This is a genomic window from Pseudomonas triclosanedens (assembly GCF_026686735.1).
GTDB classification, from domain to species: domain Bacteria; phylum Pseudomonadota; class Gammaproteobacteria; order Pseudomonadales; family Pseudomonadaceae; genus Pseudomonas; species Pseudomonas triclosanedens.
The window spans coordinates 5998160-6021239 of sequence record NZ_CP113432.1 but is presented as its reverse complement, the minus strand read 5'-3'; the positions used below and the strand labels follow the sequence as shown (position 1 = coordinate 6021239).

25 protein-coding genes are annotated in these 23080 nt (G+C 64.5%); 11 read left to right on the top strand and 14 right to left on the bottom strand.

Annotated elements, in window-relative coordinates:
• The first annotated feature begins 168 nt into the window (after positions 1–168).
• The 4 genes from OU419_RS27865 to OU419_RS27850 all read left to right on the top strand — a co-directional run bounded on the left by OU419_RS27865 (position 169) and on the right by OU419_RS27850 (position 2651).
• Positions 169–336 (top strand): rubredoxin, encoded by a 168-nt coding sequence (locus OU419_RS27865; RefSeq protein WP_138525920.1) that lies wholly within the window; start codon positions 169–171, stop codon positions 334–336.
• A 155-nt stretch (positions 337–491) separates the two neighbouring features.
• Complete coding sequence (locus OU419_RS27860) at positions 492–1646, top strand: NAD(P)/FAD-dependent oxidoreductase (protein ID WP_254475554.1); 1155 nt, start codon at positions 492–494, stop codon at positions 1644–1646.
• A gap of 196 nt (positions 1647–1842) precedes the next feature.
• Positions 1843–2115, top strand: coding sequence for an HU family DNA-binding protein (locus OU419_RS27855; protein WP_009614168.1), 273 nt, complete (start codon positions 1843–1845; stop codon positions 2113–2115).
• Between the two features lie 134 nt (positions 2116–2249).
• A complete protein-coding gene (locus OU419_RS27850; RefSeq protein ID WP_254475553.1) occupies positions 2250–2651 on the top strand; it encodes a helicase in 402 nt (133 codons plus the stop codon).
• Positions 2652–2714: 63 nt separating this feature from the next.
• Here OU419_RS27850 and OU419_RS27845 read toward each other — a convergent pair whose 3' ends face one another.
• From OU419_RS27845 to oxyR, 3 genes are all read right to left on the bottom strand, one after another.
• Positions 2715–4121, bottom strand: a complete 1407-nt coding sequence (locus OU419_RS27845) for an aminoacyl-tRNA deacylase and HDOD domain-containing protein (protein ID WP_254475552.1) — start codon at positions 4119–4121, stop codon at positions 2715–2717.
• Positions 4122–4212: 91 nt separating this feature from the next.
• Positions 4213–6288, bottom strand: a complete 2076-nt coding sequence (gene recG, locus OU419_RS27840) for an ATP-dependent DNA helicase RecG (RefSeq protein WP_254475551.1) — start codon at positions 6286–6288, stop codon at positions 4213–4215.
• A complete protein-coding gene (gene oxyR, locus OU419_RS27835) occupies positions 6285–7217 on the bottom strand; it encodes an oxidative stress transcriptional regulator OxyR (RefSeq protein ID WP_254475549.1) in 933 nt (310 codons plus the stop codon). Before oxyR ends, recG begins: the two co-directional genes overlap by 4 nt.
• A gap of 94 nt (positions 7218–7311) precedes the next feature.
• On the opposite strand from oxyR, the gene OU419_RS27830 reads away from it, so the two are divergent.
• The 3 genes from OU419_RS27830 to OU419_RS27820 all read left to right on the top strand — a co-directional run bounded on the left by OU419_RS27830 (position 7312) and on the right by OU419_RS27820 (position 9673).
• Positions 7312–8181, top strand: coding sequence for an NAD-dependent epimerase/dehydratase family protein (locus OU419_RS27830; protein ID WP_254475547.1), 870 nt, complete (start codon positions 7312–7314; stop codon positions 8179–8181).
• Position 8182: 1 nt separating this feature from the next.
• Positions 8183–8983: an AraC family transcriptional regulator gene (locus OU419_RS27825; protein ID WP_254475544.1), complete on the top strand. Its 801-nt coding sequence runs from the start codon at positions 8183–8185 to the stop codon at positions 8981–8983.
• 66 nt (positions 8984–9049) lie between these two features.
• Entirely contained in the window at positions 9050–9673 is a 624-nt protein-coding gene (locus OU419_RS27820; RefSeq protein ID WP_254475542.1) for a LysE family translocator, read from the top strand.
• A 34-nt stretch (positions 9674–9707) separates the two neighbouring features.
• Here the strand turns inward: OU419_RS27820 and OU419_RS27815 are convergent, their stop codons facing one another.
• The 6 genes from OU419_RS27815 to OU419_RS27790 all read right to left on the bottom strand — a co-directional run bounded on the left by OU419_RS27815 (position 9708) and on the right by OU419_RS27790 (position 14973).
• Positions 9708–10442 carry a putative periplasmic lipoprotein gene (locus tag OU419_RS27815; protein ID WP_254475540.1) on the bottom strand — a complete coding sequence of 245 codons (735 nt, stop codon included), beginning with the start codon at positions 10440–10442 and terminating at the stop codon, positions 9708–9710.
• Between the two features lie 66 nt (positions 10443–10508).
• Complete coding sequence (locus tag OU419_RS27810; RefSeq protein WP_024762056.1) at positions 10509–10889, bottom strand: RidA family protein; 381 nt, start codon at positions 10887–10889, stop codon at positions 10509–10511.
• A gap of 21 nt (positions 10890–10910) precedes the next feature.
• Entirely contained in the window at positions 10911–13019 is a 2109-nt protein-coding gene (gene spoT / locus OU419_RS27805; protein ID WP_254475538.1) for a bifunctional GTP diphosphokinase/guanosine-3',5'-bis pyrophosphate 3'-pyrophosphohydrolase, read from the bottom strand.
• 60 nt (positions 13020–13079) lie between these two features.
• On the bottom strand, positions 13080–13346 hold the full coding sequence (gene rpoZ / locus OU419_RS27800; protein ID WP_043256481.1) for a DNA-directed RNA polymerase subunit omega: 267 nt from the start codon (positions 13344–13346) through the stop codon (positions 13080–13082).
• Positions 13347–13446: 100 nt separating this feature from the next.
• The gene (gmk, locus tag OU419_RS27795; RefSeq protein ID WP_254475536.1) at positions 13447–14058 is read right to left on the bottom strand and encodes a guanylate kinase; all 612 of its coding nucleotides are present in this window, start codon (positions 14056–14058) and stop codon (positions 13447–13449) included.
• Positions 14059–14109: 51 nt separating this feature from the next.
• Entirely contained in the window at positions 14110–14973 is an 864-nt protein-coding gene (locus OU419_RS27790; protein WP_254475534.1) for a YicC/YloC family endoribonuclease, read from the bottom strand.
• A gap of 180 nt (positions 14974–15153) precedes the next feature.
• Here OU419_RS27790 and rph point away from each other — a divergent pair, with 180 nt between their 5' ends.
• Both rph and OU419_RS27780 read left to right on the top strand, forming a co-directional pair.
• Positions 15154–15873: a ribonuclease PH gene (gene rph, locus OU419_RS27785; RefSeq protein WP_254475532.1), complete on the top strand. Its 720-nt coding sequence runs from the start codon at positions 15154–15156 to the stop codon at positions 15871–15873.
• Between the two features lie 35 nt (positions 15874–15908).
• Entirely contained in the window at positions 15909–16280 is a 372-nt protein-coding gene (locus tag OU419_RS27780; protein ID WP_254475530.1) for a DUF4870 domain-containing protein, read from the top strand.
• A 60-nt stretch (positions 16281–16340) separates the two neighbouring features.
• Here OU419_RS27780 and OU419_RS27775 read toward each other — a convergent pair whose 3' ends face one another.
• Positions 16341–17120 carry an exodeoxyribonuclease III gene (locus tag OU419_RS27775; protein WP_254475528.1) on the bottom strand — a complete coding sequence of 260 codons (780 nt, stop codon included), beginning with the start codon at positions 17118–17120 and terminating at the stop codon, positions 16341–16343.
• Positions 17121–17201: 81 nt separating this feature from the next.
• On the opposite strand from OU419_RS27775, the gene pyrE reads away from it, so the two are divergent.
• A complete protein-coding gene (gene pyrE / locus OU419_RS27770) occupies positions 17202–17843 on the top strand; it encodes an orotate phosphoribosyltransferase (protein ID WP_254475526.1) in 642 nt (213 codons plus the stop codon).
• Between the two features lie 21 nt (positions 17844–17864).
• Positions 17865–18482 carry a DUF4124 domain-containing protein gene (locus OU419_RS27765; protein WP_408004914.1) on the top strand — a complete coding sequence of 206 codons (618 nt, stop codon included), beginning with the start codon at positions 17865–17867 and terminating at the stop codon, positions 18480–18482.
• A gap of 9 nt (positions 18483–18491) precedes the next feature.
• On the opposite strand, the gene OU419_RS27760 is transcribed toward OU419_RS27765, so the two are convergent.
• From OU419_RS27760 to dut, 4 genes are all read right to left on the bottom strand, one after another.
• Positions 18492–18938 carry an acyl-CoA thioesterase gene (locus OU419_RS27760; RefSeq protein WP_254475525.1) on the bottom strand — a complete coding sequence of 149 codons (447 nt, stop codon included), beginning with the start codon at positions 18936–18938 and terminating at the stop codon, positions 18492–18494.
• Between the two features lie 95 nt (positions 18939–19033).
• A complete protein-coding gene (gene argB, locus OU419_RS27755; protein ID WP_254475522.1) occupies positions 19034–19939 on the bottom strand; it encodes an acetylglutamate kinase in 906 nt (301 codons plus the stop codon).
• 26 nt (positions 19940–19965) lie between these two features.
• On the bottom strand, positions 19966–22584 hold the full coding sequence (locus OU419_RS27750; RefSeq protein ID WP_254475520.1) for a phosphomannomutase/phosphoglucomutase: 2619 nt from the start codon (positions 22582–22584) through the stop codon (positions 19966–19968).
• 37 nt (positions 22585–22621) lie between these two features.
• Positions 22622–23077, bottom strand: coding sequence for a dUTP diphosphatase (dut, locus tag OU419_RS27745; protein ID WP_254475518.1), 456 nt, complete (start codon positions 23075–23077; stop codon positions 22622–22624).
• Positions 23078–23080 lie beyond the last annotated feature (3 nt).

Below are 23080 nucleotides of genomic sequence, written 5' to 3'. Positions count from 1 at the left end.
GACGGCGGCCTTCGGGCCGCCGTTGGCGTTTCAGGACCGGCACAGCGCAGGTCTGCGGCATAGACTGGCAGGGTTGACCGATCTGCCGTATCCCGGCGGCGCGTGCGCCGTTGGCCGCTGGCAATCAATCCGTTAGTTTTACCGAAACGTCCGCAGGAGGGTTGGCCGATGCGCAAATGGCAATGCGTGGTCTGTGGTTTCATCTACGACGAGGCGCTGGGGCTGCCGGACGAAGGCATCGCGCCGGGTACGCGCTGGGAGGACATCCCGCCGGACTGGGTGTGCCCGGACTGCGGCGTGGGCAAGATAGACTTCGAGATGATTGAAATCTCCTGAGGATCCTCCAGGACCTCGCTGCGCGTCGGCATGGCCGCGTTGGAAGCGAACTCGCCAGGTCCTGGTCGGAGTCTTGGTCTCAGAACTGACATGCGGCGGCCAATAGGCCGCCGTGACGTGTTTATGAAGTGGTGTACTTAGAGGTGGAGAGAGCAATGAGCGACAACGCACCGCTGGTGATCATCGGTACAGGCCTGGCCGGCTACAACCTGGCGCGCGAGTGGCGCAAGCTGGACAGCGATACGCCGCTGCTGCTGATCACCGCCGATGACGGCCGCTCCTACTCCAAGCCGATGCTGTCCACCGGGTTTTCCAAGGACAAGGACGCCGACGGCCTGGCGATGGCCGAGCCGGGGGCGATGGCCGACCAGCTCAAGGCTCGCATCTTCACGCACACCCGCGTTACTGGCATCGATCCGGGGCACCGGCGCCTGTGGATCGGCGAAGAAGAAGTCCGCTACCGGGACCTGGTGCTGGCCTGGGGCGCTGACACCATTCGCGTGCCGGTAGAAGGCGATGCACAGGAACTGATCTTCCCGATCAACGACCTGGAAGACTACGCACGCTTTCGCGCGGCGGCGGCAGGCAAGCGCCGCGTGCTGTTGCTGGGTGCCGGTCTGATCGGCTGCGAATTCGCCAATGATCTCTCCAGCGGCGGATTCGAGGTCGATGTAGTGGCACCCTGTGAGCAGGTCATGCCCGGCCTGCTCCACCCGGCCGCCGCCCAGGCGGTACAGCAGGGGCTGGAAGGCCTCGGCGTACGCTTCCACCTCGGCCCGGTGCTGAACCGCCTGGTGCGTGCGGGCGACGCGCTGGAAGCGCACCTCTCCGATGGCCAGGTGATCGCCTGCGACCTGGTCGTTTCCGCCGTCGGTCTGCGCCCGCGCGTCGATCTGGCCGCCGCTGCCGGCCTGGACGTCAACCGCGGCGTGATGGTGAACCGCGAGCTGCGCACCTCCCATGCCAATATCTATGCCCTGGGCGATTGCGCCGAAGTGGATGGCTTGAACCTGCTTTACGTGATGCCGCTGATGTCCTGCGCCCGTGCGCTGGCGCAGACCCTGGCAGGCAAGCCGACCGCTGTGAGCTACGGTGCCATGCCGGTAACGGTGAAGACCCCGGCGTGCCCACTGGTGGTTTCCCCTCCGCCGCGTGGTAGCGAGGGCGAATGGCTGGTGGAAGGCTCTGGGGCGGACCTCAAGGTTCTATGCCGGGATACCGCCGGTCGATTGCTCGGGTACGCCCTTACTGGAGCTGCAGTGAGCGAAAAACTCTCGCTGAACAAGGAGTTGCCGGCGCTTCTGGCATGAGAGTCCTCGGCAATGGCGGATTTGTCATGGGAAAGTGTTCGCAAATTGTCAGACGATACTGGCGCAGCCGCTTGCGGCGTGCCATCCTCCCCCCGTCTGCCGCAGTCTAGAGCCTGTACGGCCGGGCTGCGGTGCCTTGGGCGCTGTTGGGAAGACAGCACGGACACAACAACAACAAACCGTCAAAGAGGCATCTATGCGTAAACCAGAACTCGCCGCCGCGATCGCCGAGAAGGCCGACCTCACCAAAGAACAAGCCAACAAGGTGCTGAACGCGCTGCTGGATGAGATTACCGGCGCGCTCAACCGCAAGGACAGCGTTACCCTTGTCGGTTTCGGCACCTTCATCCAGCGCCATCGCGGCGCCCGTACCGGCAAGAACCCGCAAACCGGCCAGCCGGTAAAGATCAAAGCCAGCAATACGGTTGCCTTCAAACCGGGCAAGGCATTGAAAGACGCGGTCAACTGATCGCTTCGAACCCGGAGCCAGAGCGGCTCCGGGTCGCCTCTCCAGTTACATTTTCCCTCCAAAAGACCGGATGTAGTCCGTTTTGAATGTGGCTACAATGCGCATACTTTTGTCTCGAACGTCGAGGTTTGTGCATGAAATTCCGTCTTCTGCTGTGGCTTCTCGGCCGCATGATGGCCAAGGCCAGCCGTGAAAATCCGGCATTCCAGAAGCAACTGGAAGGCAAGGACCTGGTGTTCCAACTGCATACCCTGGACGGCAAGGTCGCCCGTCACTACATCGTCAAGGACCTGCGTGTCAGCGCACGCCGTGGCATTCACCCGGGGCCGGCGTTCGCCCTCGGGTTCAGGGACGGCACCTACGGTTTCGCCACCATGACCTCGAAGAATCCGCAACTTGCGTTCATGCAGGGCATCCAGAACAAGGACATCCAGATCCAGGGCAATCCTGCGCTGGTGATCTGGTTCCAGGGTCTGGTCAAGTACCTTAAGCCGAAGAAGAAGGCCGCCCAGGCCAATGAAAAGAAAGCCGCCTGATCCGGCAGCTCTCCATGAAAAAGGCCCCGTCGGGGGCCTTTTTCGTTTCAGTGCGCGGCAGGTTCAGTGCGAGCTGTTGAACTGGCTGGCCAGTTCGCGCAGCGCCGCTTCGGCGTCCAGTACCTTGCGTACGGCGTCTTCGGCGCGTTCGCGGGGGATGTCCAGGCGGTCCAGCAGGTCCTGCGGGATGCTCGTCTCGGGCCCGCTGCCGATGCCGTGGTTGCGCAGCAGGCGGGTGGCCAGGCATACCAGGTTGGCGTAGGGAGCGCAGTCACCGGCATAGGCCGGGTCGTGCTGGAAGCGCAGGGCGGTGTAGATCTCCTCCGGCATGTCCCAGGTGCGCATCAGCCAGGCACCGATCTGCTCGCGGGTGATGCCCAGAAGGTGCTTCTCGATGAGATTGTGTTCGACGTGGGGATTGACCTCCAGGTGTCGGCAGATCAGCGAGAAATGCGGCGGGAAGATGTGCGCCAGAACCAGGTAGCCGATGCTGTGCAGCAGGCCGCCGAGATAGGTCAGGCCGGCTTCCGGTCGCTCGGCGCGCGGCACGGCGCGGGTCAGGCCCTCGATCACCGCGGCGGTGTAGATTGCCTGGTGCCAGTAGGGCGTGGCGTGCTGGGGCTGGTCCTTGGGCAGGCTCAGGGTCTTGCCCAGGGCCAGGCCCAGGGCGAGGTTGATCACCAGGTCGAAGCCCAGCACGCGGACGATGGCGTCTTCCACTGAGCGGATCTTGCCGGGCGCGGCGTAGTAGGGCGAGGCCGCCCAACTGACCACCTGCGCGGCCAGCGCCGGGTCGGTCTCCACCACACCGGTGATGTCGTCCACGGTGGCGTTGGGGTCGACACGCAGCTTGATGATCTTCTGCGCGGTTTCCGGCAGTGGCGGAATCTCGATGGTCTCTTCCAGGCGCTGCTGGATACGGCGGGCAGTAAACGCCTGCACGGCCTGGGTGATCTCGGCCCGGTCGTCATCCGGGCGGTCGAGGTTGGGGCGGATGGCTTCCAGCGGAACGCCGAAACGGGCGGCGCTGGCCTTTTCCAGCAGGCCGCGGAATGCCGGAGTGGCGATTTCGAGAAGGATACCCGCGGTGCCGGATTCGATCAGCAACTGCGGCTCCTGCAGCAGCCGGTCGTCATACAGGCATGGTGAACTGGTCAGCGGCGGCAGCGCTGGCAGGCGGCCGAGCTGATGCTTGCCGAGCATGCGCTCCAGGCGTTCGGGCTTGACTGCCACCAGCTTGCGTCCGGTCAGCTCGGCGAGGCGGTTGAGGTCGAGCAACTGGCTCTGCGGGAACAGCACCAGCAAGGTACCGACGGCGTCCTCCAGCAGGCTGGCCTGGACACGACGGTTGGCAGGCAGGGTCAGGGTTTCGCGAACCTCGTGGTAGGCGATCCCCAGCTTGTCGAGTAGCTGGAGAATGACCGCGGGGGCCTGCGATGTATCGGAAGGGGCGCGTGCGGCGTCGCTCATGAATGTGATCCGGTTATCAACGGCTGGGTCGGAGTATAACCAGCCGGTCAGCGTGACCGGGCAGTCAGCTGACCGATGAGAGTGAACTTCGTCACACTTGCCCGTATTGCTGCCCGTGGCGCAGCCAGCGCGCCAGCAATGGGCTGACGGATTGCGGCCAATGCGCCAGCAGTGCCTGCGCCGCGTCGCGTACCGCTGGCAGGAGATCGGCGTCGCGCATCAGATCGGCGACCTTGAATTGCAGCAGGCCGGTCTGGCGAGTGCCGAGCATTTCACCGGGGCCTCGCAGTTCCAGGTCTTTCTCGGCGATGACGAAGCCGTCGCTGGTCTCGCGCATGATCCCCAGGCGCTCGCGGCCGATCTGCGAAAGCGGCGGGTGGTAGAGCAGCACGCAGTGGCTCGCCGCGCTGCCCCGGCCGACACGCCCGCGCAACTGGTGCAGTTGGGCCAGGCCCAGGCGCTCGGGGTTCTCGATGATCATCAGGCTGGCATTGGGTACGTCCACGCCGACCTCGATCACCGTGGTCGCCACCAGCAATTGCAGCAGGCCTTCCTTGAAGGCTTCCATGACCACGGCCTTGTCCGCCGGCTTCATGCGTCCGTGGATCAGCCCGACGCGCAACTCGCCCAGCGCCGAGGACAGTTCCTCGTAGGTGGTTTCCGCCGCCTGGCAGGTGAGTTCTTCGGATTCCTCGATCAGCGTGCATACCCAATAGGCCTGGCGGCCTTCGGCACAGGCGGCGCGCACCCGCTCGATCACTTCGATGCGGCGGCTGTCGGCCACCAGCACGGTGTTCACCGGAGTACGGCCGGGCGGCAGCTCATCAAGAATCGAGGTGTCCAGGTCGGCATAGGCGCTCATCGCCAGCGTGCGCGGGATGGGCGTGGCGGTCATGATCAACTGGTGTGGGCAAAGCCGCCCGTCCACGCCCTTCTGGCGCAGCGCGAGGCGCTGCTGCACGCCGAAGCGATGCTGCTCGTCGATGATCACCAGGGCGAGGCGCTTGAACTTCACTTCGTCCTGGAACAGTGCGTGGGTACCCACCACCATCGGCACGCCGGCGGCGATCTGTTCCAGCGCGGCACTGCGGGCCTTGCCCTTGAGCTTGCCGGCGAGCCACGCGACCTCGATGCCCAGCGGCTGCAGCCATTTGCTGAAGTTGAGGAAGTGCTGCTCGGCGAGGATTTCGGTGGGCGCCATCAGCGCTACCTGATATCCGGCCTCCAGCGCCTGCAGTGCGGCGAGCGCGGCAACCACTGTCTTGCCGGCGCCCACATCACCCTGTACCAGGCGCAGCATCGGTTCGGGTTGGGCGAGATCATAGGCGATTTCCGCGCCGACCCGCTGTTGCGCACCGGTAGGTTTGAAACCGAGGTTCTTCAGGTACAGCGGCGGCAGACGCTTGGCCGGTGGCAGCTTGGGCGCGGCCTGGGAGCGCACGCTTTCGCGCAGGCGTTGCAGCGAAAGCTGGTGGGTCAGCAGTTCCTCGAAGGCGAGACGATGCTGAGCCCAGTGGCGCCCCTCGGCGAGCTCTTCCAGGTTGGCATCCGGTGGTGGCCGGTGCAGGTAGCGGATGGCTTCGTCCAGCGGGCCGAGCCGGTAGTCACGGGCCAGCTCGGCTGGCAGCCAGTCCGGCAGGCTGGATGGGCCGAGGCGCGCGAGGGCCTGCTCGCTGAGCTGGCGCAGGCGCTGCTGGGTAAGGCCCTCGGTGGTCGGGTAGATCGGCGTGAGCGTCAGCTCAACCGGCGCCGCCACGGCATCGGTGAGTGCGCGGTACTCGGGGTGGTAGATCTCCAGGCCCGAGGCGCCCGGGCGGGCTTCGCCGTAGCAGCGCAGGTGTGTGCCGCGCTTGAGACCGTCCCTCTGCGCCTGGCTGAAATGGTAGAAGCGCAGGCTCAGGGTGCCGCTGCCGTCCTGCAGGCGCACCAGCAGGCTGCGGCGCTTGCCCATCACCACGTCGGCGCCGGAGACCACGCCTTCGACCACCGCATCCTGCCCCGGACGCAGCGCACCTATGGGCGTGACGCGGGTACGGTCCTGATAGCGCAGCGGCAGGTGGAAGAGGATGTCCTGGAGATTTTCCAGCCCGACCTTCGCCAGCTTTTCTTCCAGTGCCGCACCCACGCCCTTGAGTGCGGTGACGGGAATGTTCGACAGCTCGGTCATGCCGGCTCGGCTTCACCCTTGACGGTCGGTTTGGCGACCGAGCAGAGGCGGATCGAGTCGGCCAGCACTTCGATGGCGCGCGGGCGAGGAAAGCTGGCGCGCCAGGCGATGGCGACGGTACGCAGTGGAGCCGGTGCGGTGAACGGGCGGACTTCGATGACTCCCGGCGCGTAGTGGTGGCTATCGACAGCGGAGAACGGCAGCACCGACACGCCCAGGCCGGAGGCGACCATGTGGCGGATGGTTTCCAGCGAGCTGGATTCCACCGTGGTGTGCTTGTTCTCGTCGCCCTTGCGGGTGGTTGGGCAGGCTTCCAGCACCTGGTCGCGGAAGCAGTGTCCCTCGCCGAGCAACAGCAGGCTCTTGTCGTTGAGCAACTCCGCGTCGATGGATTTCTTCGCCGTCCACGGGTGATCGGCGGGCATCAGGACGTAGAACGGCTCGTCGAACAGCGGGAGGGTCAGCACGTCGGCTTCCTGGAAGGGCAGGGCGATGATGATCGCGTCCAGCTCGCCGGTGCGCAGCTTGTCGCGCAGGATGTGGGTGAAGTTTTCCTCGATGTACAGCGGCATCTGTGGGGCGACCCGGTGCAACTGCGGGATCAGGTGCGGGAACAGGTATGGGCCGATGGTGTAGATGGCGCCGACCTTCAGCGGCGAGGTCAACTGGTTCTTGCCGGCCTGGGCCAGCTCGCGGATGCCTTGCGCCTGCTCCAGCACCTTCTGCGCCTGGGCGACGATGCCCTCGCCCACGGGCGTCAGGCGTACGGCGCTCTTGCTGCGTTCGAAGATCAGCACGCCGAGCTCGTCTTCCAGTTTCTTCACGCCGACCGAAAGCGTCGGCTGGCTGACGTGGCAGCGCTCCGCGGCGCGGCCGAAATGTTGCTCCTGGGCGAGCGTGACGATGTAGCGCAGTTCGGTAAGGGTCATGGCGACTAATCCGTTGAGTTGGCCCAAGCATAGCGGCTGCACCGCTGCGAACCAACCGCGCTAAACTGCCAGCCTTTGATTCGTGGAGCCAAGCATGAGCACGAGCACCTTCCCGAGCCTGATGATCGTCGGTTGCGGCGATGTCGGTAGCCGTCTGGGGCGGCAGTTGGTCGCGCGCGATTGGCGCGTCCACGGCCTGCGGCGCAACATCGCCGCGTTGCCGCTGGAGGTGCTGCCGGTGGCTGGGGACCTGGGCCAGCTCGAATGCCCCGATACCTGGCCGGTGGGCAAGCTGGACTACCTGGTGTACTGCGCAGCGGCGACCCAGCACGATGAGGCGGGCTACCGCGCGGCGTATGTCGAGGGCCTGCGCAACGCCCTCGATTGGCTCAGGCAGCGCGGTCAGTCGCCCAAGCGCCTGCTGTTCGTCTCCAGTAGCGGCGTGTACGCCCAGCGCGACGGCGAATGGGTCGACGAAAACTCGCCCGCCGAAGCCCAGAGCTATTCTGGCAGCGTGATGCTCGAAGCCGAACAGGTGGCGTTGCGCAGCGGCATTCCCGCCAGCGTCGTGCGTCTGACCGGTATCTATGGCCCAGGCCGCGAGTGGCTGCTCAAGCAGGTACGCGATGGCTACCGAGTCGCCAGCGAGCCGCCGCTGTATGCCAACCGCATTCATGCCGAGGACGCCGCCGGCCTGTTGGCGGCACTGCTGGAGGCCGATCGCGATGGGGGCGCGCTGGAGGATTGCTACATCGGCGTCGACGACGATCCGGCCGCACTGCATGAGGTGGTCGCCTGGTTGCGCGAGCGCCTGGGGGTGAACCACTGGTCCGATGAGCAAAGCGTGCGACGAGCCGGCAGCAAGCGTTGCAGCAATGCCCGCGCCCGAGCGCTGGGCTGGGTGCCGCGCTATCCGAGTTTCCGCGAAGGCTACGCGGCGATCCTTGCCGGCAAGGACGACTGAGATGGACGCCAACCGGTTGCTGGCGCGCCCCTGGTTGCCGGGAGTGGAGTTGTTCCATGCGGACTTCTCCGGCCAGCCATTCGGACGGCATAGCCACGATGCCTTCGCCATCGGTGCCATTCTGCATGGCGCCGGCGGCTATCAGTGCCGGGGCGCGCGCCATGTGCTCCCGGCCGGCACGTTGTCGCTGATGAACCCGGAGGAGCCCCATACCGGCAATGCCGAGTCCGAGCGGCTGATCTACCGCATGCTCTACATCGAAGAGTCGCGCCTGCTGCCGTTGCTGGGCCGCAAGCAGTTGCCGCGCGGCTTCCAGACACTCAACCCGCCCGACGACGGACAAGTGGCCGCCGCGCTGCAACGGGTGGCGCTGGAGTTCGAGGGCAATGACGCGTTGTCCCTGGACAGCGAGCTGCTGGCGCTGCTGGAGCTGGTGTTCGTCCGCCACGGAGGCATGCGTCCGCATGCCTCGTTATCTCGCGACGGCAGCGTCACCGCCCGCCTGCGCGAGTATCTGGAGGCGAATTACCGCGACGCGGTCAGCCTCGACGATCTGGCGGCGCTCTTGCAACGCCATCCACGCCACCTGATCGAAGCCTTCCGCACCGCCTACGGCGTACCGCCGCACACTTATCTGCTGCAGCGTCGTATCCGTGAGGCCAAGCGCCTTCTGATCGCCGGCGAGAAGCCTCTGGATGTCGCGCTGGCGCTGGGTTTCTACGACCAGGCGCATTTCTCCGGCACCTTCCGCCGCTTCACCGGCGTCACGCCGGGACGCTTCCTGCGCGCCACGCGCACCTGAGTTTTCTCCAAGACGCCGCGCGGCCGGCACTTCCAGACTGCGATCCACCGATTTCGGGAGATCGCCATGTTCGCTGCCTTCGCGCTGGTCGCCAGCACTCATTTCGCCGCCCTGCTGTCGCCGGGGCCGGATTTCTTTCTGTTGATCCGTGCCGCGCTGCTGCGCGGGCGTCGGCACGCCGATGGCTGTGCGGTGGGAATTACGCTGGCCAATCTCGCCAGCATGGCGCTGGTGCTTTTCGTCCTCGGCTTGCTGCCGGAGGTGGCAAGCCACGGCTTGCGCGTTGTGCAGTTTCTGGGTGGTGCCTACTTCGTCTGGCTCGGTGCCCAGGCGTTGCTGGCGCGCCGGGAGCTGGAGATTCCTGCGCAGATGGGCGGACAGCGTCCAGGCGGATTCCTGCGGGGGCTGCGCGAGGGTTTTCTGGCTAGCAGCCTGAACCCCAAGCTGCCGATCTTCTACACCGGGCTGTTTGGCGTGCTCGGCCAGTTCCACCTGCCCGGCTGGGCACTGGGGGTTTGCGTGCTGTGGATGGGCGTGGTGGTGCTGCTCTGGGACATGGCGCTGGTGCGCCTGCTGGACCGTCCGCGCTGGCGTGGCTGGCTGCGGCGACGGGTGACTGCGCTGGATCGGCTGTGTGGCGGATTGCTGCTGGCGCTGGGCGGCTGGCTGTTGTGGGTAGGGTTGCGGTGAAGCCGGGCAGGCTGCTGGCGCCTGCCCATCGCGATCAGTCGCGTTCGAGCACCCATACGCGGTTGCCCGGCGAGTACTGCGGCATTTCGTCGGCCTGGGCGCGGTTTACCGCTTCGAACAGCTCCAGCTTGTCTCCGTCGCGCTCGAACAGGTACTCACGACCTTGCTGGCCCTGTTGCAGCCAGATGCTGTCGTTGTCGCCGCTCATGGCCGCGCAGTCACCAGCCAGGCATAGCGCGTAGCGGTCGGCGCCGGGCATGCCTTCGAGGGCGCCGTTGGGCTGGAACTTGACCTTGCTGCCTTTGCCCTGGCCTTCCTCGATCATCCAGGTGCCCTTGAGGTAGGCGTTGTACAGGGCGCTCTCGAAGGTGCTGCCGGCCTGGCTTTGCGCGGAGGGCTGGCTCTTGGGACGCAGGAAGCGTTGTTCCGGCCAGTTGTCGCTTCCCACCTGCACCAGTTCCTTGCCGTCCAGCTCCAGGCTTTCCTGTTTGCTGCCGTAGAAGTCGACGCGGTAATGCTTGGGATCCACCGTGGTCAGTTGCCCTTCGCCGAGTTCGAAACCGTTACTGAAGGTGGCCTGGCTGGCCTTGGTGTCCAGCTTCCATTCCAGGTTCGGACCATAGGCGAGCAATGCTTCGCGCAGTTTGCCGCCTTTGCCGGCGGCATCGATGGCAGCCTGGTTGATCCAGACGCCGGAAGGGTCGGATGGGGTGCCGGCGCAGCCGGTGAGCAGGCCGATCAGGGCGCTCAGAATCAGGGCGCGACGCATGTGTGCTCCTTGCAGACAGCAGACAAGACAACGGGGCCGCAGGGGCCCCGTATTCACAGGTGGTGCTTATTCCAGGACGACGATGGCGTCCATCTCGACCTGCGCGCCTTTCGGCAGGGCGGCAACACCGATGGCGGCGCGGGCCGGGTAGGGTTGGGTGAAGTACTTGCCCATGATCTCGTTGACCTTGGCGAAGTGCGACAGGTCGGTGAGGAAGATGTTCAGCTTGGCGACGTCGTGCAGGTAGCCACCGGAGGCTTCGATCACGGCCTTCAGGTTCTCGAAGACCTGGACGGTCTGCTCTTCGAAGCCCTCGACCAATTCCATGGTTTTCGGGTCCAGCGGGATCTGACCGGAGACATAGACGGTGTTGCCAGCCTTGATCGCCTGGGAGTAGGTGCCGATGGCGGCCGGGGCTTTGTCGGTATGGATAACGGTCTTGGTCATGTCGACTCCTTGAGGGTGGGATCAGCTGCGCATGCGGGTGATGCGAATCACGCCCTTGAGCGCGCGCAGCTTCTTGATGACGCGGGCCAGGTGCACGCGGTCATGCACGCTGACGACCAGTTGGACCACGCTGATGCGGCCATCGCGTTCGTCCATGCTGATCTTTTCAATATTGCCGTCGGCGGCGTTGACACTGGTGGCGAGCAGGGCGATCAGGCCGCGCTGGTGCTCCAGTTCGACGCGTAGTTCGACGTTGAACTCCCCGGTGACATCCTTGGCCCAACTGAGCTGGATGCACTTCTCCGGGTTGTGGCGGATTTCGCTGATGTTCTTGCAGTTTTCCAGGTGCACCACCATGCCCTTGCCGGCGGACAGGTGGCCGACGATGGGGTCGCCCGGGATCGGTGTGCAGCATTTTGCGTAGCTGAGCACCAGGCCCTCGGTACCGCGGATCGCCAGCGGGCCTTCGGCGCTCGGTGCCTGCTCGCCGTCGCTGGACAGCAGGCGGCGTGCGACCACGTAGGCCATACGGTTGCCCAGGCCGATCTCTTCCAGCAGGTCTTCGAAGACCTCCATGCGGTACTCGGCGAGTACGCCCTGGATGCGCTCCTGCGGGATCTTTTCGAGGTGGCTGTCGAAGCCTGCGAGGGTCTTGTTCAGCAGGCGCTCGCCGAGGTTGATCGACTCGGAGCGGCGTTGCAGCTTCAGTGCATGGCGAATGTGCGTGCGTGCCTTGCCGGTGACCACGAAGTTGAGCCAGGCCGGATTCGGCCGGGTGCCCGGCGCGGTGACGATCTCCACCGTCGCACCGCTTTGCAGCGGCTCGGACAGAGGCGCCAGGCGGCGGTTGATGCGGCAGGCGATGCAGCTGTTGCCGACGTCGGTGTGTACCGCGTAGGCGAAGTCCACGGCCGTGGAGCCCTTGGGCAGCTCCATGATGCGGCCCTTGGGTGTGAAGACGTAGACCTCGTCCGGGAACAGGTCGATCTTGACGTTCTCGATGAATTCCAGCGAGTTACCGGCGCGCTGCTGCAGTTCGAGGATGCCCTTCACCCACTGGCGGGCGCGGGCGTGGGTGCCCTTGGGCGATTCGTCTTCGCTGGATTTGTACAGCCAGTGCGCGGCGATGCCGTGGTTCGCCATCTCTTCCATCTCGCGGGTGCGGATCTGGATCTCGATGGGTACGCCGTGCATGCCGAACAGGGTGGTGTGCAACGACTGGTAGCCGTTGGCCTTGGGAATGGCGATGTAGTCCTTGAAGCGACCGGGGAACGGCTTGTACAGGTTGTGCACGGCGCCGAGCACGCGGTAGCAGGTGTCGACCTTGTCGACGATGATGCGGAAGGCGTAGACGTCCATGATCTCGTTGAACGCCTTGCGCTTGCCGCGCATCTTCTTGTAGATGCTGAACAGGTGCTTCTCGCGGCCCAGGACCTGGCCTTCCATGCCCTCGCGGGCGAGGCAGTTCACCAGCGACTCCTGGATCTTTCCGACGATTTCGCGGCGGTTGCCACGGGCCTTCTTCACCGCCTGGCGGATGCGCTCGGAGCGCATCGGGTGCATGGCCTTGAAGCCGAGATCCTCGAACTCCACGCGCATGCTGTGCATGCCCAGCCGGTTGGCAATGGGGGCGTAGATCTCCAGGGTTTCCTTGGCGATGCGCCTACGCTTCTCGCCGGACAGTACTTCCAGCGTGCGCATGTTGTGCAGGCGGTCGGCCAGCTTGACCAGGATCACCCGGATATCGCGCGCCATGGCCATCGCCATCTTCTGGAAGTTTTCGGCCTGGGCCTCGGCCTTGGACTCGAAATTCATCTGGGTCAGCTTGCTGACCCCGTCCACCAGTTCGGAAACGGTCTCGCCGAACTGGGCGGTGAGCGCTTCCTTGGCGATGCCGGTGTCCTCGATCACGTCGTGCAGCATGGCAGCCATCAGGCTCTGATGGTCCATGTGCATGTCGGCGAGGATGTTGGCGACGGCGAGCGGGTGCGTGACATAGGCTTCGCCGCTGCGGCGGCGTTGCCCGTCATGGGCCTGCTCGGCGTAGTAATAGGCGCGGCGGACCAGGTTGACCTGATCCGGGCCCAGATAACTCGACAGCCGGTCGGCGAAGGCGTCTATGCTCGGCATGGGATCTCCTCCCGCCGAGCAGCCAGTCGCGGCGCGCCTTTTCGTCGGCCCGACATAGACTTACAGGGCCTCGTTGTTGGCCTCGTCTTCAAAAGCAGCGAACAGCGGTTCTTCTTCAACCACGTCCTCCTGCTGAACGATTTCAGCATCCACCAGACCGGAAGCGATCTCGCGCAGAGCGACGACGGTGGGCTTGTCGTTTTCCCAGGCTACCTTCGGCTCCTTGCCGCCGGTGGCCAACTGGCGAGCGCGCTTGGTGGCGAGCATGACCAGCTCGAAACGGTTATCGACGTTGTCCAGGCAGTCTTCAACGGTGACGCGGGCCATGGTGTTCCTCGTTACGAAAATGGATGCCCGGAGAATACCGGGCGGACTGAATAGTCTAAAAAATCGCCAATCTTTATGGAAGAGCCTTTGCTCTTCCCATTCAGGCCAGCAGTTGTTGCAGCAGTTCGGTATGACGTTTCTGCTGGGCGTCCTGGCGCAACTGGCGCGCCCGGAAAATCGCTTTCAGGTCTTCCAGCGCATGGGCGAAGTCATCGTTGATCACCAGGTGATCGTACTCGACATAATGGCTCATTTCGCTGACCGCTTCCTGCATCCGGCGGTCGATTACCTCGTCACTGTCCTGGCCGCGGTTGGTCAGGCGTTGGCGCAGGGCCTCCTGACTGGGCGGCAGGATGAAGATCGACTGTGCCTGGGGCATCAGCTTGCGCACCTGCTGGGCTCCCTGCCAGTCGATTTCGAGGATCAGGTCGAAACCTTCCTGCAGGGTTTTCTCCACCCAGCGCTGCGAAGTGCCGTAGAGGTTGCCGAACACTTCGGCATGTTCGAGGAACTCGCTGCGCTCAAGCATGGCGGTGAAGGTGTCGCGGCCGACGAAGTGATAGTTCACACCGTCCACTTCGCCAGGGCGCATGCTGCGGGTGGTGTGGGAGACGGAGACGCGCACGGCTGGCATGGCGTCGAGCAGCGCCTTGACCAGGCTGGTCTTGCCGGCGCCGGACGGGGCGGAAACGATGTACAGGGTGCCGGACATGGGGCGTTCCTGGAGTTGCGGTTGACGGTTCGGTAGCCGGGAAGCTCCCGGTTACTCGATATTCTGGACCTGTTCGCGCATCTGCTCGATCAGGACCTTGAGATTGACAGCGGCCTGGGTGGAGCGTGGATCGAATGCCTTCGAACCCAGAGTGTTGGCCTCACGGTTGAGTTCCTGCATCAGGAAGTCCAGGCGGCGGCCGGCGGCACCACCGGCCTTGAGCACGCGGCGCACTTCGGTGACGTGGGTGGTGAGCCGGTCGAGCTCCTCGGCGACATCGCTCTTCTGCGCCAGCAGGACCATTTCCTGCTCCAGGCGCTGCGGGTCGAGGTCGGCCTTCATTTCGGCGAAGCGATCGAGAATCTTCTGGCGCTGGTTGGCGAGCATTTCCGGCACCAGTTGGCGCAGGTTGGTGACCTCATCGAGCATCGAGGCCAGGCGCTCGTCGATGATTTTCGCCAGCTCGGCGCCTTCGCGTGCGCGGCCGGCTTTCAGTTCTTCCAGCGCCTGGGTGAATGCGCCCAGGGCGTCGGCGTTGAGCGCCTGCGGATCGGCAGCGTCGGCCACCAGTACGCCCGGCCAGGCCAGCACGGCCAGCGGGTCGAGCGGTGCAGGCTGCTTGATCAGGCTGGCCACGGTTTCGGCCGCGGCGACCAGTTGCGCCGCACGTTCGCGATCCACCTGCAGCGGCTTGCCGGTGTTCTCCTCGACGAAGCGCAGGGTGCATTCCACCTTGCCGCGGGACAGCCCCTGGCGCAGCGCTTCACGCACGCCACCTTCGAGGTCGCGGAAGGCTTCGGGCAGGCGCAGGTTCGGTTCGAGGTAGCGGTGGTTGACCGAGCGCAGTTCCCAACTGAGGGTTCCATGAGTCCCGGCCCGCTCCACGCGGGCGAAGGCGGTCATGCTGTGGACCATGAGGTTACCTCGCTGAGTTTCTGTGGCTGAAAGTTCGTTGAAAGCCGCCGACAGATCGTCGGAAACCGGCAATTGTACCCCAGCGCGTCGCGCAGCCGCACGCTGGCGGTGGTTGTGCCCGTCCGCTGGCCTCTATAATGGCGGTCATTCCCCCGCCAGCAATCTTTACAGGATGCCTCGATGAACCGTCCCAGTGGCCGCGCCGCCGACCAACTGCGCCCGATCCGTATCACCCGTCACTACACCAAGCACGCCGAGGGCTCCGTGCTGGTCGAGTTCGGCGACACCAAGGTGATCTGCACCGTCAGCGCCGAAACCGGAGTGCCGCGTTTCCTCAAGGGCCAGGGCCAGGGCTGGCTGACCGCCGAGTACGGCATGCTGCCGCGTTCCACCGGTGAGCGTAACCAGCGCGAAGCCGCTCGCGGCAAGCAGGGTGGCCGCACTCTGGAGATCCAGCGTCTGATCGGCCGCTCCCTGCGCGCCGCGCTCGACCTGACCAAGCTGGGCGAGAACACTCTCTATATCGATTGCGATGTGATCCAGGCCGATGGCGGTACCCGTACCGCTTCCATCACCGGCGCTACCGTGGCGCTGATCGACGCGCTGGCCGTGCTGAAGAAGCGCGGAGCGCTCAAGGGCAACCCGCTCAAGCAGATGGTCGCCGCGGTTTCCGTAGGCATGTACCAGGGCGAGCCGGTGCTCGATCTGGACTACCTGGAAGACTCCGCCGCCGAAACCGACCTGAACGTGGTGATGACCGACGCCGGCGGCTTCATCGAGGTGCAGGGCACCGCCGAGGGCGTGCCCTTCCAGCCGGCCGAGCTCAATGCCATGCTGGAGCTCGCGCAGCAGGGTCTGCGCGAACTGTTCGAGCTGCAGCGCGCTGCACTGGCGGACTGACCCTACGAGCGGCGAATGGCCGAAGGAGCGACAGGATGAGCGACGAGGTTCCGGTTCAGCGGGGTCAACCCAGCCAGGAAGCCCGGCAATGGGCGATGTTCTGCCACCTCGCCGCTTTCCTGGGCTTCTTCCTTCCCATCGGCAACCTGATCGGGCCGCTGATCATCTGGCAGCTCAAGCGGGAAACCGATGCCTTCGTGGATCAGCAGGGCAAGGAAGCGCTGAACTTCCAGATCACCGTGACCATCGCGCTGACGATCAGTTGTCTGCTGATGTTGCTGCTGGTCGGGTTCGTGCTGGCAGGGCTGGTCGTGGTCGCCGCGCTGATCCTGACGATCATCGCCGGGGTCAAGGCGAGCGAGGGGGTGGACTACCGCTACCCGTTCACCTGGCGCCCGCTCAGGTAATTTCCGCGAGCATGAAAAAGCCGGCTGTGAGCCGGCTTTTTCATGGGTGGTCGATGGGGCTCAGATGCTCAGCGCCCAGTCGTAATCCACAATCAGCGGTGCATGCTGGGAGAAGCGCGGCTGACGCGGCAGCTTGGCGCTGCGCACGAAGCGGCGCAGACCCGGAGTCAGCACCTGATAGTCGAAGCGCCAGCCCAGATTGAGCATCTCGGCCTGTTCGCTGTCCGGCCACCAGCTGTATTGGTCCCCCTCGCGATTGACCTCGCGCAGGGCGTCCACGTAGCCCATCGTGCCGAACACTTCATCCATCCAGCCGCGTTCTGGCGCCAGGAAGCCAGGCATCTGCTGGCATTCGCGCCAGTTCTTCACGTCGAGCTTCTGATGCGCTACGTACAGCGAACCGCAATAGATGTATTCGCGGCGCTTGCGGCGCTGCTTGTTAAGGTACTGGGCGAAGTCGTCCATGAACTTGAACTTGTGGTTCAGGTTCTCATCCCCTTCCTGCCCGGTAGGCAGAAGGAGAGTGGCGATACTCACCTTATCGAAATCGGCTTGCAGGTAGCGCCCGTAACGATCGGCCATCTCGAAACCCAGGCCGCTTATGACAGCTTTGGGTTGCAGACGACTATAGATTGCGACGCCACCCTGGGTGGGCACTTCGGCATCGCAGGCGTACAGGAAGTAGCCGTCCAGTTGATAGGACGGGTCATCCAGATCGAAAGCGGAGGCGCGGGTATCCTGCAAGCAGATCACGTCGGCATTCTGGGCTTGCAGCCAACTGAGCAAACCACGCTCGGCTGCAGCCTGAATACCATTCACGTTCACACTGATGATCCGCATAAATGGCCCCCAAAATCACGTGTGTGTATGATACCCGAGCTCAAACGGTTTAGCTAAATTCATACCGGCCGGTTCTCTCACATGCAGGCATATCAACGCGATTTCATCCGCTTCGCCATCGAGCGCGGCGTTCTGCGCTTCGGCGAGTTCACGCTCAAGTCCGGGCGTACCAGTCCTTACTTCTTCAATGCCGGTCTGTTCAATACCGGTGTTGCACTGGCTCAACTGGGGCGTTTTTACGCCAGCGCCATCGTCGACAGCGGTATCGCTTTCGACGTTCTGTTCGGCCCAGCCTATAAAGGAATTCCATTGGCGGCCGCTACAGCGGTAGCGCTCGCCGAGCAGCATGGCCGCGACCTGCCCTGGTGCTTCAACCGCAAGGAAGCCAAGGATCACGGCGAAGGCGGTACCCTGGTTGGCGCGGCGCTGACCGGTCGCGCCCTGATCATCGATGACGTGATCACTGCCGGTACCGCAATTCGCGAAGTGATGCAGATCATCGACGCCCAGGGCGCCAAGGCGGCGGGTGTGCTGATCGCACTGAACCGCCAGGAACGCGGCAAGGGTGAGCTGTCGGCGATCCAGGAAGTCGAGCGGGACTTCTCCATTCCGGTGGTCAGTATTGTGTCGCTGGAGCAAGTGCTGGAATATCTCGCTGGTGATGCGCAGTTGAAACAGCACTTGGCGGCTGTCGAGGCTTATCGCGCGCAATACGGTATCTAAAATCTGGACAAGGTGTCTGGCATGGCCAAGCAGGGTGCGTTCCGCTACAGGGTGTTGATGGGACTGATGGGGGCCTTGCTGGCAGGCCAGGCGCTGGCTGCTGGAAAAGATCAAGTCGAGACGTACCGCTACGTCAATGAGAAGGGTGTGACCGTCATCGACCGGATGGGGGTGCCGCCGCAGTTCATTGGCAAGGGGTACGAGGTCCTGAACGACCAGGGCCGCGTCATTCGCGTGGTGCCGCCAGCGCCGACCGCCGCCGAGATCGAGCAGCGCAAGGCGGATACCGCACGCGCCAACTCCGATGCACAGCTGCTGCGCCTGTACACCAGCGTCGACGATGTAGACCGAGCGCGTGATCGCAAGATGTCGGAGCTCGATGGCCTGAGCAGCGTGGCCAAGGGCAACCTGCAGTCTCTCAAGACCCAGCAGGCCAATCTCCAGGCCCGTGCCGCCGAGCAGGAGCGCGCCGGTCGCCCGGTGCCCGACGACCTGGTGGCGCAACTGTCCAACCTTCGCAGCGAAGAGCAGCACCTGCTGCAGGACATCGACCGCTATCAGCAGTTGCGCGACCAATCGCTGGCCAATTTCGCTTCCGATCGCGCGCGCCTGCTGCAATTGCTCGGCGACTCGCAGTGAGCCGTGCGCTCACTGGTCCGGTGAGCGTCTTTCGAATTCGTTGATCTTCCCGCGCAACCAGTCCGGCAATGGCTGGCTGGTACGGTCGTCGCCTGCATAGGCGTAGATCAGCTCACCGAGCGTCAGCAACTGCTCGTCGTTCCAGATCGCTACCTGGAACGTCAGGCTGCTGCGGCCCAGCCGGCTCACACGCACGCCCATTTCCAGCCAGTCGTCGAAGTGCGCGGGCGCCAGGTATTCCAGTGTGGTCTTCACCGCGAACAGGTCGCCGCCGCCGCGCAGGAGGTCGGCCGGGTAGTTCACGCCCAGGTGGCGGTAGTACTCGGTGGTCGCGACGTCGGCGTAGGTGAGGTAATTGCCGTTGAAGACGATCCCTTGTGGATCGACTTCCGACCAGCGCACGCGCAGGCCGTGGAAGAAACTGAAGTCGTTGCGGGCAACGGGGGCTGCGGCCATGCTGAACTCCTCGGGCGCCGGATCGGGGTGTGGCACGGGGCCTCGAACCTGTCCGAAAAAACACCCGCGAGGATCGCTCCTGGCGGGTGTTTCGGTCAGCGGTGCCTGCGGTTGGTGATCAGAGTGCCGACGCCGCTGTCGGTGAAGATCTCCAGCAGCACGGCGTTGGGTACACGTCCATCGATGATGTGAGCGCTGGTCACGCCACCCTGGACCGCTTCGAGGGCGCAGCGGATCTTCGGCAGCATGCCGCCGTAGATGGTGCCGTCGGCGATCAGTTCATTGACCTGCTCGGTGGTCAGGCCGGTGAGGACCTGGCCCTGCTTGTCCATCAGGCCGGCGATGTTGGTCAGCAGCATCAGCTTCTCGGCCTTGAGTGCCTCGGCTACCTTGCCCGCTACCAGGTCGGCGTTGATGTTGTACGACTCGCCGTTGGCGCCCACGCCGATCGGCGCGATCACCGGGATGAAGTCGCCCTGCACCAGCATGTTCAGCAGTTCGACATTGACTCCGGTGACTTCCCCCACATGACCGATATCGATGATTTCCGGCTTGGTCATCTCCGGGGTCTGGCGGGTGACGGTGAGCTTCTTCGCGCGAATCAGCTCGGCGTCCTTGCCGGTCAGGCCGATGGCGCTGCCGCCATGACGGTTGATCAGGTTGACGATGTCCTTGTTGACCTGGCCGCCGAGGACCATCTCGACCACATCCATCGTCTGGGCATCGGTCACGCGCATGCCGTCGATGAAGTGGCTTTCGATCGACAGGCGACTGAGCAGGTCGCCAATCTGTGGGCCGCCACCATGAACCACCACCGGGTTGATGCCAACAGCCTTCATCAGCACCACGTCGCGGGCGAAGCTGTTCTTCAGCTCGTCTGTTTCCATGGCGTTGCCGCCGTACTTGATTACCAGCGTCTTGCCGACGAAACGGCGGATGTAGGGCAGGGCTTCGGCAAGGACGCGGGCAACCTGGGCGGCGTCATCGCGGCTCTGGGTCATGGTGGGCTCCGGCATAGTGCTACAGGTCAAAAGGGCAGGCTGAGGGCGGGGTCGACCGCTTTCAGCTGGGTGCGGAACACGTCCTTGATGCGTTCCAGTTCTTCCTCGGTGTCGGCCTCGAAGCGCAGTACCAGCACCGGGGTGGTGTTGGACGCACGTACCAGGCCCCAGCCTTTGGGGTAGTCCACGCGCACGCCGTCGAGGGTGGTGAGGTTGGCTTCACCCCACTGGCCGCGGGCTTGCAGCGCCTCGATCAGGGCGAACTTGCCCTCGTCGGTGACGGTGATGTTGATTTCAGGGGTGGAGACGTCCAGCGGGAACGCGGAGAACACGCGCTCGGCGTCACGCTTGTCCAGGCTGATGATTTCCAGCAGGCGCGCGGCGCTGTAGATGCCGTCGTCGAAGCCGAACCAGCGCTCCTTGAAGAAGATGTGGCCGCTCATCTCTCCGGCCAGCAGCGCGCCGGTTTCCTTCATCTTTTTCTTGATCAGCGAGTGGCCGGTCTTCCACATCACCGGACGGCCGCCGTAGCCGCTAATCAGCGAGATCAGGCGACGGGTGCATTTCACGTCGAAGATGATATCGGCGCCGGGGTTGCGCGAAACGACGTCCTTGGCGAACAGCATCAGCAGGCGGTCCGGATAGATGATGGTGCCTTCGTTGGTCACCACGCCAACGCGGTCGCCGTCGCCGTCGAAGGCCAGGCCGAGGTCGGCACCGGTTTCCTTGACCTTGGCGATCAGGTCTTCCAGGTTCTCGGGCTTGCCCGGATCCGGGTGGTGATTCGGGAAGGTGCCGTCAACCTCGCAGTACAGCGGAATCACGGTGCAGCCCAGGGCTTCGATCAGTTGCGGGGCGATCACGCCGGCAACGCCGTTACCGCAGTCGACGACTACTTTCAGCGGCTTGGCCAGGGCGATGTCGTCGCGGATCTGCTTGAAGTAGCGCGGCAGGATGTCGACTTGCTGCACGCTGCCCACGCCGCTCGCCAGGTCATTGTTCTGGATACGCTCGCGCAGTGCCTGGATCTGCTCGTTGGCCAGGGTTTCGCCAGCGACGACGATCTTGAAGCCGTTGTAGTCCGGAGGGTTATGGCTGCCGGTGAGCATCACGCCCGATTTGCCTTCCAGTACGTTGGCCGCATAGTACAGCACCGGAGTCGGCACCATGCCCACATCGGTGACCTGGCAGCCGCAGTCGAGCAGGCCCTGGATCAGTTGCTGGACCAGCTCGGGGCCGGACAGACGGCCATCGCGGCCCACGGAAACGCAAGGCTCGCCGCGTGCCAGGCTCTCGGAGCCAATGGCGCGACCGACCCAGTAGGCGGTCTCGGCGGTCAGGGTGTCGCCGACCACGCCACGAATATCGTAGGCGCGGAAGATGCTGGCGGGCAGTTGCGGGGCTTTAGGCGTGCTCATAGCGGGGGTTTGCTCCAATCCCAGGAGGTCCTGGTCTTCATCAAGTATGTCGATGTCCAGAATGTCGGTGTTCTGGAACAGCGGGTCGACCAATGGCGTCTCGGTGGCAGCCGGTGCGCGTGCCGCGGCGGCCACGGGGGCCGGCTTGGCGGAGGCGTCGGGGCTGCTGGTACCGGGGGTTTCGGCCTTGCGGCGCGGTTGACGGGCCAGCGCCTGAGCGACTGCCTGCAGACTCGGCAGGCTCAGCTCAGGAGCTTTGGCAGTGCGTTGTCCGGCGAGTTCCTGCGCGAAGTTGCCCAGGGCCTGGGCATCACGGGTCACGCGGCGTTGCAGGGAGCTCTGCGCCAGGTACACGCCCAGCAGCCCGCCTACCAGCGCCAGGAGGCCGGCCAGACCGAGCAGGGCCGGGGAGTAGAGCGGCGCGACGAGGGCTGGGCCGGGGGTGAAGCTGAGTTTCCAGTTCGGATTGCCGCTGGTGAGCGATTGTGCCGGGGCGTTGGCGGCCTGCCCCCGCTGCATCAGCACCTGGGCCGGCGAATTGGCGAACTGCTGGTCAAGTTGCAGCTGGCCGACATCGGCAGGCATCGGCGGCAGTCCATTGAGCAGGCGTTGCAGGTCGATGACCAGCAGCAGCGTGCCCTGAATCGAATTGTCGGCGGCGCGCAGGGCCGTTGGGCTGTAGACCAGCCAGCGCTGGCCGACCTTGTAGGCTTCCGGGGCCACGTTCTGGCCGCTTTCGACACGGTGCAGCATGTCCAGGGCGGCATAGTTCAGCGGGCCGGCGCGCTGTGCGTCCTGTACCGCCTGGCCGTTGGCGTTCAGGTGTACGTCGACCAGCCCGTCCAGGTGCCACTGACTGAGCGTCTTCTCCAGCGCGGCGATGCGCGAGGGGTCGTTGCTCTGCAGAGTGGGCAGCAGATCCGGGTTGCCGGCGATGGTCCGGCCATCGGCGGACAACATGTTCAACGATTGACGCAGGGCGCCGGCCTGGCTTTCCGACCAGGCGCCAGCCAACTGCTCGCGGTGAGTCTGTTCGGCATTGCCGAACAGGCTGAACCACAACAGGGCGCCAGCGGCAGCAACGCCCGCCGCGGTGATGGCGATGGCGGGAGCCAGGGGCTTCAGGTCGGGTTTGGCGGACAGTGACACGCGCTTGGCTGCCTTGCCTGCCGGAACGATCTCCGGCAGGTCATCTGCTTCCTTGGCGGTGCGTTGGAAAAGTTTCATGCAACGTCTCCTCGGCGATTCATCCTGAAATCAGGGATCAGTGACTACCCGAATGTCCGAAGCCGCCGGCGCCGCGCTGGGTCTCGTCGAAACTCTCGACCAGCTCGAAATGCGCCTGTACCACCGGCACCAGTACCAATTGGGCGATGCGCTCGCCCACGGCGATATTGAAAGCAGTCTGGCCGCGGTTCCAGCAGGACACCATCAGCTCGCCCTGGTAGTCGGAGTCGATCAGGCCAACCAGATTGCCCAGCACAATGCCGTGCTTGTGGCCCAGTCCGGAACGCGGCAATACCAGTGCGGCGAGGCCCGGGTCGGCGATGTAGACCGACAGGCCGGTGGGGATCAGCACGGTCTGGCCGGGCTCCAGCAGGCAGTCTTCCTTGAGCATGGCGCGCAGGTCGAGGCCGGCGGAGCCGGGAGTGGCGTAATGCGGCAGCGGGAATTCGGTGCCGAGGCGGGGATCGAGGATCTTGGCTTGCAGAGAGTGCATTGA